The sequence below is a fragment of the Vibrio sp. Y2-5 genome, from assembly GCF_014596725.1.
Classification (GTDB): Bacteria; Pseudomonadota; Gammaproteobacteria; order Enterobacterales; family Vibrionaceae; genus Vibrio.
Genome location: NZ_JACVEG010000003.1, coordinates 474,567 through 486,702 on the forward strand (window position 1 = coordinate 474,567; position 12,136 = coordinate 486,702).

Consider the following 12,136-nt stretch of genomic DNA (forward strand, 5'->3'; position numbering starts at 1 on the left):
CTACCTCGTATGAATACTAAATTTACGCTCAACTAACTTAAGCAGGCCAGTCGAAATGCTGGTGAACAGAAGGAATATGACCGCAACCGTCATGTAGAAGGTAAATGGCATCTTGGTCGAGCCTGCAGCAAGTGAACTCATACGTACCATATCTTCTAAGCCGATGATGGATACCAATGCAGTGGTTTTAAGTAATACCAGCCAGTTGTTACCAAATCCCGGTAGCGCATGTCGAATCATTTGCGGTAGCAGTATGCGTCTGAACGACAGCACTGCGCTCATACCATAAGCTTTGGCTGCTTCCATTTCGCCTTTATCCACCGCCATGATAGCACCACGAAAGGTTTCCGCCATGTACGCACCAAAGATAAAACCAATCGTCAATACACCAGCAATAAATGGGCTCACATCGATATAATCAGGCACATACTGTACCCATTCATCGGCTGTACCAAGCCAGTTATTTAGAGATTCATTGATCGAATAAAGACTGTTATTCAGTAAGATTTGACCACCGAAGAAAATCAACATCATCAGAACAAGGTCTGGAATGCCGCGAATGATGGTGGTGTAGAGAGTCGCGATTCCCTTAGCCCATGCATAAGGAGACAATTTTGCCAGTGCGCCTAACATGCCAAGCACAACGGCTAACAAAAGTGAAAGTATGGCAACTTCAATGGTGAGTACAGCCCCTTTTGCGATAGAGGCTTCATATCCATGTAGATCCAGCATAAAAACTTCCTAGTCCTTAAAGCTTGGCTGCTGGGTACTGCTACGAACTAGGAACCAACAGCCAAGAATGCCTTTAATATTGTTTCGTCTCTGCTGTTCAACACAACAGAGACATTTGAGGCTTATTAATCGCCGTATACGTCGTACTTGAAGTATTTAGCAGCGATTTGTTGATAAACGCCTTTTTCACGAAGTGAAGCGATAGCGCCATTCAACTTTTCAGTCAGGTCTTTATCTTGTTTACGAGTTGCAATACCGAAACCGTCACCAAACCATTTAGGATCAGTCAATGATGGACCAACGAACTCGTAGCCTTCGCCACCTGGTTTGTTTAGTACGCCATCTTCTAGTGCTGACGCATCACCTAGAACAGAAACAATACGGCCATTTGCAAGATCAAGATAAGCCTCATCGAACGAACCGTAACGAACGATCTCTACAGAGTCACCGTAGTTATCCGTTAGGTACTTATCGTGAGTTGTTGCGCGTTGGACACCAATCTTAACGCCTTTAAGACCTTCTTTAGAAAAGTCTAAGCCCGCGCCTTTTTTAGCGATAAATTTGTTTGGGATAAGAGCGTATTTGTTTGTGAAATCGACTTTCTTCTTACGCTCTTCAGTGATAGACATCGCAGCGATGATCGCATCGTACTTACGAGCAAGTAGAGAAGGAATAATGCCATCCCAATCTTGGGCAACAATTTGGCATTTAACTGCCATCTCTTTACAAAGCGCGTTTGCCATATCAACGTCAAAACCTTTCAGAGAACCATCTGATTCTGTCCAGCTAAACGGAGGGTAAGCGCCTTCAATACCAAAGCGTACAGTTTTCCACTCTTTCGCTTGGGCAACACCGGTCGCAGCTGTAGCAGCTATCGCCGCAACTAATAACCACTTTTTCATTTCCATACTCCTGTGATTGTTGTGTTTTATTTTTACTTTAGTTTTATCAGCCTATCTTTAGTGAAGCGAGAGGCTGAAAGAATTTAATAAATTGAAGAGATAAACTGCTTGAGACGTTCTGAATCCGGATTACTAAACAGCTTTTTAGGATCGCCTTGTTCTTCCACCAATCCTTGATGCAAAAACAACATATGGTTAGAAACGTCTCGCGCGAAAGCCATTTCATGAGTCACCACTAACATGGTTCGCCCTTCTTCAGCTAACGAACGCATAACTCCCAGCACTTCTCCCACCAACTCGGGGTCAAGCGCGGACGTAGGCTCATCAAATAGTAATACTTCAGGCTCAACAGCGAGCGCTCTTGCAATTGCCGCACGTTGTTGCTGACCTCCGGATAGATGTCCCGGATAGTAATCTTTTCGCTCGTAGAGACCCACTTTATTTAATAGCAGCTCTGCATTTTCAATCGCTTGAGCTTTAGGAACACCAAGAACGTGAACAGGTGCTTCAATCACGTTTTCCAGCACTGTCATGTGTGACCAGAGGTTGAATCCTTGAAAAACCATCGCTAAGCGTGAACGGATACGCTGCACTTGTTTCTCATTAGCAGGAAGAGAGATACCTTGACGGTTTTTTTTCATTTGAATCAATTCGCCATTGACCCATATTTCGCCATCTGTAGGTGTTTCGAGTAAATTAATGCAACGCAGAAAGGTACTTTTGCCAGAACCAGACGAGCCAATAATAGAGATAACATCCCCTTTATGTGCTTGAAGTGAGATACCTTTCAGAACTTCATTCTGGCCAAATGTTTTGTGCAGTTGTTTTATATCGAGCGCGGGTACTTCATTCATGCGCTTTAACTCCCTGTATTTTATGACACTGCAGAGCATTCCAGCTCAATTTCGCTACAAAGTATCACTCGACGCCATAACATGCAACAAATTATTAACCTGCAAAATTGAAATATTTAATTATTTTATGTGAGTATTAATTCATAAATTGGCTATTTCTTCTTCAAAGGTCGCATATTCAAACACTCTACATCTGTCTAACACAACCAAGCTAATTTAACAAAAATGCCAAAAGCAAGACATATAGCAAACTTTGAAACATAACCACCACATATATATTTTCACGTTTTGGCAAGCTAAAAAGGGGTAATAAACATCACACTTTGAAAATAAATTTCAACTCAAAAATCCTCTATGTGACTGATTTCATTACTACGATGTAGTTTTCTTTCATTTCCCAAACTAAAGTGATCAAGATCAATCACTATAAAGGGTTAGCACGTTAAACTCGCCAGCAATTATAAGGCGATTCTAATGCCCATTATTATTACGTTGGCTATGCTATAAAGCACAACAGAAACGTGTTACATATTCAGCCGAAACTTTCGCTATTGCGGACACTTAAGCAGAATTCATTTCAGAATTAATAACTTTATACAATGAGGAATCTATGTCAGAAGCAGTGAATAAAGCGCATTCTGATTCAGATATCGAGACTAAGAGCTACAGTGAGCTTCATCGTCCAGCGTCTGAGTTCGACAGCCGTTCAGATTACTTAGATCATGAACTACAAATTATGAAGCCTCGTCGCTTTGGCTTAAACTTGCCAGGTCGCGATTTCCGTTTCGAACTTGAAGATTTCGTTCCCGCTCTTGCTGGTACTATCGGCATCATCGCGATGTACTCCGCAGTTATGATGTCTTGGGCGGAAGGTTTGACACAAGCTTGGGATCACGTTCATCTAACGAAAGAATTCGCTATCGAAGTCGCTCGTGTGGAAATGTTGATTCCTGCCCTTTTATTCTGTGTGCTTGCTTCTGGTGTATTTAACCCTAAAGCAAACTTAGCAGGTAACCACGGTCCGATGATTCCACTTATCGGTACTATCGCCCTAGCTGGTGCCCACCCTCTTGCGTTAGCACTGCTTATTGGTGTCTTTGGTCTGCTGCTTAGCTTCTTCAAAGGTGGCTCTAAGCTTGTTAACCTTACTTCTGAAGGCACCGCTGGTGGTTTACTTATCTTCTTAGGTTTAACGGGTACGATCAGTCAGATCAACTCCATTCAATCTTGGGCTGTGAGTTTACAATCGGCAGATGTAGCCGCTGGAAGTATGGGTTACGTGGGCTTAGTTGTACTTGGTGTAACTGTTGCTATCTACGCTTACCTAGCTAAGATCAACAAACGCTGGCTGGCAATCCCTGTGTGTGCGTTTACTGGTCTAGCTATCGCGTTGTTATTCGGTGCCGGTTTCGACATTAAATTTGAAACAGAAATGGGGCTTCCAAACCTTAACCCTGTTTACTGGTGGGGCAGTACTGAAGAAGGCTGGATGTTAGGTCTTCCTAACGTAGAACACTTCATCGCATCTCTACCATTCGCAATTCTTGCAGTAGCAATGTGGTCTCCAGATTTCCTTGGTCACCGTATTTTCCAAGAGATGAACTACCCTAAAGGAACTGAAAAAGTATTGATGGATGTAGATGACACTATGACTATGTGTTCATTCCGTCAAATGGTAGGTACAGCGGTTGGTGGTGGTAACATCACTTCATCTTGGGGTACGTACATGATCCCAGCAGCTATCGCTAAACGTCCAATTCCTGCAGGTGCAATTCTGCTTGGCTTGATCGTAATGACAGTTGCGGTACTTGGTTTCCCAATGGACGTTGCAGTATGGCCACCAGTAATGCGTGTTGCTCTACTAGTAGGTGTATCTCTACCTCTACTAGAAGCGGGTATGCAAATGGTTCGCGATACTAAAGACTCACAAGCGGCTGGTATCTGTATCTTTGCTTCTATCGTAGCCAACCCTGTATTAGCTTGGGCTCTAACCATGTTCCTAGACAACAACGGTCTAATCGGCGACAAAGAACGTGCTGCACGCTTGTCTTTCATGGATAAAATTGTTATCCCTGTAACCGTGTTTATTATCTGTCTTGTTGCTATGCTTGCAGTTGGTATGCTAGAAGCTCAATATGGTCTAAAAGCTTGGCTTTAAGTTAAAAAGATTAAAGACTAAACGGGTAGCGCAAAGCGCTACCCTCTTTTTATTATCTGATTATCTTTTTCAACTTTTTTTTGTTTTATTCAACTTTTATTGATTTAGTTTAAGTTTTACAAATTTTTTTTAGTGTAATGTAATTTCATCAAACGGACATTTCACTGTAAGAACAAGTAACAATATCTATAGTATTAATCTGAGATTATGAACTATACATATTGTTATTAAATAGAGTGTACTGCCTCTCTTTAACTAAAGAGATAGCTGGCTCAACGGCGAAACAGTACGTGTTTTTTCTACTAAAAAGGTAGGTATGTCATGGCAGAGCAATTTGCTAAAGCTTGGGAAGGTTTTGCTGCAGGTGAGTGGCAAAATGAAGTAAACGTTCGTGATTTCATTCAAAAGAACTACACTCCATACGAGGGTGACGAATCTTTCCTAGTTTCTGAAGGAACTGAAGCGACTAATGCGCTTTGGGCTAAAGTAATGGAAGGTATCAAACAGGAGAACTCTACTCACGCTCCTGTAGATTTTGACACTTCTATTATCTCTACCATCACTGCTCACGATGCAGGCTACATCGACAAAGATCTAGAAACTATCGTTGGTCTTCAAACTGACGCTCCACTTAAGCGTGCAATCATCCCTAACGGTGGTATCCGTATGGTTGAAGGTTCTTGCAAAGCTTACGATCGTGAACTTGATCCACAAGTTAAAAAAATCTACACAGAATACCGCAAAACACACAACGCTGGTGTTTTCGACATCTACACTCCTGACATCCTTGCATGTCGTAAGTCTGGTGTACTAACAGGTCTTCCAGATGCATACGGCCGTGGTCGTATCATTGGTGACTACCGCCGTGTTGCACTTTACGGTATCGACTTCCTAATGAAGGACAAATACGCTCAGTTCACTTCTCTACAAGAGAAGTTCGAGAACGGCGAAGACCTTCACATGACTATGCAACTTCGTGAAGAAATTGCTGAGCAACACCGCGCTCTTGGTCAAATCAAGCAAATGGCTGCGAAATACGGTTGTGATATCGGTCGTCCAGCTGAAACAGCACAAGAAGCTATCCAGTGGACTTACTTCGGCTACCTAGCTGCTGTTAAGTCTCAAAACGGTGCTGCTATGTCTCTAGGTCGTACTTCTACATTCCTAGACATATACATTGAGCGTGATATCGCTGCAGGTAAAATCACTGAAGCTCAAGCTCAAGAAATGATCGACCACTTCGTAATGAAGCTACGTATGGTTCGTTTCCTACGTACTCCTGAGTACGATGAGCTATTCTCTGGCGACCCAATCTGGGCAACAGAGTCAATGGGTGGTATGGGTCTTGACGGTCGTACGCTAGTAACGCGTTCTAACTTCCGTTTCCTAAACAGCCTATACACTATGGGTCCTTCTCCAGAGCCAAACATCACTGTTCTTTGGTCTGAAGCGCTACCAGACGGTTTCAAACGTTTCTGTGCAAAAGTATCTATCGATACTTCTTCTATCCAGTACGAAAACGACGACCTAATGCGTCCAGACATGAACTCTGACGATTACGCAATTGCATGTTGTGTATCACCAATGGTTGTTGGTAAACAAATGCAGTTCTTCGGTGCTCGTGCGAACCTTGCTAAAACGATGCTTTACACCATTAACGGCGGTATCGATGAGAAACTGAAAATCCAAGTTGGTCCAAAAATGGACAAAATCACTGGTGAATACCTAGATTACAACGAACTGTGGGACAAGATGGACCACTTCATGGATTGGCTAGCTAAGCAGTATGTAACTGCACTGAACAGCATCCACTACATGCACGACAAGTACAGCTACGAAGCGTCTCTAATGGCTCTACATGACCGTGACGTTAGACGTACAATGGCTTGTGGTATCGCGGGTCTATCTGTTGCTGCTGACTCACTATCTGCAATCAAGTACGCGAAAGTGAAACCAGTTCGTGACGAAGATGGACTAGCAATCGATTTTGAAATCGAAGGCGATTACCCTAAATTCGGTAACAACGATCCTCGCGTAGATGACATCGCTTGTGAGCTTGTTTCTGTATTTATGAACAAGATCCGTAAGCTTAAGACTTACCGTGATGCAATTCCTACTCAGTCAATTCTTACTATCACTTCAAACGTTGTGTACGGTAAGAAGACTGGTAACACTCCAGATGGTCGTCGTGCTGGTACTCCATTTGCTCCAGGTGCAAACCCAATGCACGGTCGTGACGAGAAAGGTGCAGTTGCATCATTGACTTCAGTAGCGAAACTACCGTTTGCTGACGCTCAAGATGGTATCTCTTACACCTTCTCTATCGTACCAAACGCGTTAGGTAAAGAAGAAGCAAGCCAACGTGCTAACCTTGCTGGTCTAATGGATGGTTACTTCCACCACGAAGCTGGCAAACTAGAAGGTGGTCAACACCTAAACGTTAACGTGCTTAACCGCGACACTCTACTTGACGCTGTTAAACACCCAGAGAAATACCCTCAGCTAACTATCCGTGTATCTGGTTATGCTGTTCGTTTCAACTCTCTGACTGCTGAACAACAAGCTGACGTTATCGCTCGTACATTTACTGAGTCAATGTAAGACTTCTCTTAAATAATGAGCTACAAGCCCTCGCATTTGCGGGGGCTTTTTATTTATTCACTATATTTATCAAAGCGTTAACAATGCGTAACGCGACTCAAATACTTAAATCCTCCTTTTATCACTACTCGTCTTAGTCTTTTCAATCAGTTAAACTCACGGCTCTGTTGTATTCGAGTTGTATTAAATGTCCATATCCCGAATTTTCCTTTTATTAACATGCAGTTTTTCCGCTCTTGCTGCTCAAACATCGACTGTAACTCTCAACGTTGATAACGATGGTATTTACGGGATAGACCAAGACTACACCAGTGGCCTTTTCCTCTCTTACACGTCAAGTGCTGTTCGTCCAAGTTGGTGGACGAAGCCACTTAGTCTTTCCGCTTGGGGCGCAGCCAGTTTAGATAAATGGGAAATCAGTGTTGGTCACAAAATGTGGACACCCTCAGACATTACGCTTGATACCCCGCAGCCTAACGAACGTCCTTATGCAGGTTTGTTGCATGGCGAGTTTAGCTACATCAGTTTGCACCCACAGCAAGCCCAACGTTTCAATCTTCTAATCGGCACCACAGGTGAAAGTTCACTATCTGAAGAGGCGCAACGTATTGTGCATGCCATTACAAAATCTGATGACCCGAATGGTTGGGCATATCAGGTTGAAGACAAAGTCGTGGGTAGTGTTGGCTATCTGTCTCATTTCAATTTAATTCGCCGTCGTTTTACCATGAGCACCGATTTTGAAATCTCCAACATTTCAGAAGTAAACGTCGGTAACTACCGCAGCGATGCCGCTACTGGGTTTATGGTTCGTTGGGGACAAGATCTGGCGGGTAACTTTGGTAGTGCACAGATTTCGGTAGAAAACCCATTTAAGGCGGGAATGATTGGCGCATCTGATTACGGTTGGTTTGTATTTGGCGGTATTGAAGGACGCTATCGTTTTAACGACATTACAATCGAAGGGAACAGACCATTAGAAGGTCTGGATCATCCGGCAAGCTATTACGAAGTGACTCTAGAACCTTGGCAGGCAACAGCAGTTGCTGGCGCAGCATGGTACAGTCGCCACTTCGGTTTTACTTTTACAACGACCGCCAATACCTCTGAGTACAAACAAGATAAGAAATCCCTGCACGGTACTGGCGGCGTTTCTTTCTACGCGTTTTTCTAGGCGCGATGATGGGAAACTGTTGCTTAAATACTAAAGCGTTGACAATCCGAATTTAGCTCTGAAGAACGTTGGTCAACGACACGGCTGATTGAACGCAACTGCTCGTTGTTGTCTTCCAGTTCCTTCATTGCCACTGAAATTTGGGTCATATTGTCAGCCATTGACTGACTCGTCGTCGCCAATTCTTTGATAGAACTGACGGTAATTTCCGTCTGGTGCGCCGCCTCACCCGCTTTATTGGTGATCTGAGCCAGTGCTTCCATCGCTTCGTGACCTCGCTCTTGACCAACCTGCATGGTTTGCTCAGATTGACCAAATTTCTGAATAACTTCCGCACTCTCTTTCTTCATCGTCTCGATAGTGCCGGAGATTTCCGCCACCGCATTCACGGTACGAACAGCCAAGTTTCGAACTTCATCTGCCACAACCGCAAAACCGCGTCCTTGTTCTCCTGCTCGTGCCGCTTCTATAGCGGCATTTAGCGCTAGCAAGTTAGTTTGCTCAGCAATGCTGTTGATGATGTCCATCACTGAGTCAACTTTGGTTGAAGCCTCTTCCAGTTGCTGAATATTGGTCGTTGCGGAACCGAGAATTTTACCAACGTCCTCTAATGAGCCAATGGCCGCAGCAATGACTTTCGCGCCATTTTCCGCCGCTTCTGTCGATGACTTGCTGACATCCGCAACAAACGCCAGAGAATTAGACACTTCATGAGTCGTAACACTGACCTCTTCAGTGGCTGAAGCCAATAGCTGAGTTTGCCCCAGTACATCAGATTGCCCATTCACGAGATCATCAATACCGGAATTAAGTTGTGCCGCATCTCCCGATAAAGCTTCACTTCTTTGCTGTACGGCTTTCACCAACTCACCAAGATGTTTACAACTTTGGTTAATTGCCACCGCCAATTGGTTAAATTCATCGTTAGGGTTATTCGATATCGGCATTCGTTGTGACAAATCACCTTGTGATAGGCGCTCCATTACCGCCTTAGTTTGTGACAGTGAACGAGTCAAAGAGATACTTAGCATGACAAAAATAGAAATGGTAATCACCGCTAAAACCGCACAAGCCACCAGCACAGACCATTGAGTTTGAACTCCAGCTTTTTCCGCTTGTTGCTGATACGTTTCACTAAGGCTCTCAATCTGTTTAGATAAACTTTCAATTAAACTTTTCGCTTGAGATTCACTGGCAATCAATTGCGTTTGCTGCTCGTTAACCAACTGCGAAAGCTCACTGACACGCAGAAAAGTTTCTTTAAATTGCGCCACTTCTTTTTCATAAAGAGAAAGCATTGAGTAACTTTTCGACATATTGATAAAGCCCGCCATTGCACGATTAAACAGCTTTAGGTTCTGTTCGCTTGGCTGAAGCAGATAGTTTTGTTGAGCTTTGACAACAGCTTGGAAGTCGGAGTTGATAGTCACCATACCCGTTTCAGCAATTTTCGCTTCTATGGTTGTTGCCAAATTTTTTAACTCACCCAACTTGCCTTCTTCAACATTGAAGCCCAATTCCGACTTAAGCTCCATCCAAGGCAAGAGCGACTGTTCAAACTGTGAAGTGACTTGTAGCAACTGCTGAGATTCTTCACTGAAATTCAACTGCTGTAGAAAAGTGATATCTGCCTGTACATGTTCCATCAAACTGCTTAACTTATCCTGCGCTTGAGATACCTGATCTGCAGTAAGACTTTCTTTTTCGGAGGCCAAAGCAAGAAGGTTTGCTTGGGTTGAGTGCAGGGCTAGCGCCCCAGACGTAATGTCTGAACTTTGCTCATATTTTGAACCCATACCAGACAGGCTCATTGCGGTGTAAAGACCAAGGCTAACGAAGCCAATACATAAAACAATTATAAAAAGTGTGATTTTTTGCTTCTGAGATAATTTCAGTACATCCATGCTAATCTTCCTTGTCACCATCCTGTGACTTTAGACTTCAAGATACTACGGGCCAAAAGTGACATAATGTTTCAATTACATATTTGTCACTAATATCTTTTTTATAACACCCATCTTCAGCAATTTCGATTTTTTTTTAAACTATTTGTTACAACTCAGAATGGAATAAGGAAAACCTATTTAATCCACACTATTTGTAATAAAATGACGACTAAATTACACAATCGAGAGCAGCACATGTCTACTTCTGGTCGAATTCACTCATTCGAATCTTGCGGTACGGTTGATGGCCCAGGAATTCGCTTCATCGTTTTTCTTCAGGGTTGCTTATTCCGTTGTAAATATTGTCACAACCGTGACACTTGGGACACGCACGAAGGCAAGGTAGTTACTGTTGAAGAGATCATCAACGAAGCTAAGTCTTACCGTCACTTTATGAATGCCTCTGGCGGAGGTGTTACGTGTTCTGGTGGTGAAGCCATGCTTCAGCCAGAATTTGTGCGAGACTTCTTCCGAGCGGCGAAAGCAGAAGGCATACACACTTGTCTCGACACCAACGGTTACATTCGTAAATTTACGCCTGTGATCGATGAAGTTCTTGAAGTCTCTGATCTTGTGATGCTCGATATCAAACAGATCAACGACGACATCCACCAAGATTTAGTGGGAGTATCCAACAGACGTACTCTCGATTTTGCTCATTACCTGCACAAGATTAACCAACCTACCTGGTTGCGCTACGTGATTGTTCCCGGATATACCGATGACGATGAATCCGCGCATAAACTTGGTGAGTTCATAAAAGATATGGACAACATTGAGAAGATTGAGCTACTTCCCTATCACAAACTTGGTGCTCATAAATGGGAAGCGATGGGCGAAGAATACCCACTGGAAGGTGTTGAACCTCCAAGTAAGGAAACTATGGATAGAATTGTCTCTATTCTTGAGCAATATCACTCAAACGTAAAATACTGATTCAAACTCAGTCACTATTCGTGAAAAATGCCAACCTTAATAGGTTGGCATTTTAGTATCCGTTCCACACACTATGAAATGCATTAAAGGATGAACTTAACACTGAGGGATTATTTTGCAGTTACAAGAACTGGTCGCACTGGCTATCGTGGTTATCTTTTTCATCGTCTCGCTCAAAGATGTACAACACGCTTTCCTGCCAAAGTTTAAAACTGAAAAATCCTTTCAGCACCTGACTTATGCTGTGATGTTTGCCCTTGTTTTACTTTGGTCAGCCCAAGCCAGCGTAAAAGAAGGCCTTCAAATACATTTCTTGGCACTCACAACACTGACCATGATGTTTGGCTGGCGAAGCGCTTTCATGCTTACCATTCCAGTAAGTTTTGCTCTGGTCATCGTGGGGAAATTAACGCTGTTTGCTCTGCCTGAGTTTTTATTACTCTCCAGTCTGGTTCCAATTCTGATCTCTTATGCCGTATTCTCGTTAAGCTACCACTATCTGCCACGCAACATTTTTGTATTCATTTTTGTCGCAGGATTTTTCAACGGCGGTTTAACAGGAAGTCTTCACCTTGCCATCAATGCGGGTTATCAACTCAATTTGGGAACTCACGACTGGAAAACCATATTAGATAACTATCTGATCTTCGTGCCTCTGCTCGCCTTCCCTGAAGGGCTTCTTAACGGCATGGCTCTGGCGATACTTTCCGTTTTTAAGCCAGAATGGCTGCGCGTGTTCTCTGATCGAGACTATATCTACAATCACCATCACAAAAAATAGTCACACCTCTGCATATTTTATGTACTATCTCTATTAAAACAGTGTTGAGATC

9 protein-coding genes are annotated in these 12,136 nt (G+C 43.2%); 5 read left to right on the plus strand and 4 right to left on the minus strand.

Annotation, left to right across the window (positions count from 1 at the left end):
- The 3 genes from HUO09_RS11620 to HUO09_RS11630 all read right to left on the minus strand — a co-directional run bounded on the left by HUO09_RS11620 (position 1) and on the right by HUO09_RS11630 (position 2,488).
- Positions 1-732, minus strand: coding sequence for an ABC transporter permease (locus tag HUO09_RS11620; protein WP_167411059.1), 732 nt, complete (start codon positions 730-732; stop codon positions 1-3).
- A gap of 125 nt (positions 733-857) precedes the next feature.
- The gene (locus HUO09_RS11625) at positions 858-1,634 is read right to left on the minus strand and encodes an ABC transporter substrate-binding protein (RefSeq protein WP_167411060.1); all 777 of its coding nucleotides are present in this window, start codon (positions 1,632-1,634) and stop codon (positions 858-860) included.
- A gap of 83 nt (positions 1,635-1,717) precedes the next feature.
- On the minus strand, positions 1,718-2,488 hold the full coding sequence (locus HUO09_RS11630) for an ABC transporter ATP-binding protein (protein ID WP_167411061.1): 771 nt from the start codon (positions 2,486-2,488) through the stop codon (positions 1,718-1,720).
- Positions 2,489-3,098: 610 nt separating this feature from the next.
- Between HUO09_RS11630 and HUO09_RS11635 the strand changes: the two genes are divergently transcribed.
- From HUO09_RS11635 to HUO09_RS11645, 3 genes are all read left to right on the plus strand, one after another.
- Entirely contained in the window at positions 3,099-4,646 is a 1,548-nt protein-coding gene (locus tag HUO09_RS11635; protein ID WP_167411062.1) for a DUF3360 family protein, read from the plus strand.
- Positions 4,647-4,967: 321 nt separating this feature from the next.
- On the plus strand, positions 4,968-7,247 hold the full coding sequence (gene pflB / locus HUO09_RS11640) for a formate C-acetyltransferase (RefSeq protein WP_188234081.1): 2,280 nt from the start codon (positions 4,968-4,970) through the stop codon (positions 7,245-7,247).
- Positions 7,248-7,434: 187 nt separating this feature from the next.
- Entirely contained in the window at positions 7,435-8,421 is a 987-nt protein-coding gene (locus tag HUO09_RS11645; RefSeq protein WP_167411064.1) for a lipid A deacylase LpxR family protein, read from the plus strand.
- A gap of 23 nt (positions 8,422-8,444) precedes the next feature.
- Here HUO09_RS11645 and HUO09_RS11650 read toward each other — a convergent pair whose 3' ends face one another.
- Complete coding sequence (locus HUO09_RS11650; protein ID WP_167411065.1) at positions 8,445-10,325, minus strand: methyl-accepting chemotaxis protein; 1,881 nt, start codon at positions 10,323-10,325, stop codon at positions 8,445-8,447.
- A gap of 237 nt (positions 10,326-10,562) precedes the next feature.
- Here HUO09_RS11650 and pflA point away from each other — a divergent pair, with 237 nt between their 5' ends.
- On the plus strand, positions 10,563-11,303 hold the full coding sequence (pflA, locus tag HUO09_RS11655; protein WP_167411081.1) for a pyruvate formate lyase 1-activating protein: 741 nt from the start codon (positions 10,563-10,565) through the stop codon (positions 11,301-11,303).
- Positions 11,304-11,418: 115 nt separating this feature from the next.
- A complete protein-coding gene (locus HUO09_RS11660) occupies positions 11,419-12,084 on the plus strand; it encodes an energy-coupling factor ABC transporter permease (protein ID WP_188234082.1) in 666 nt (221 codons plus the stop codon).
- Positions 12,085-12,136 lie beyond the last annotated feature (52 nt).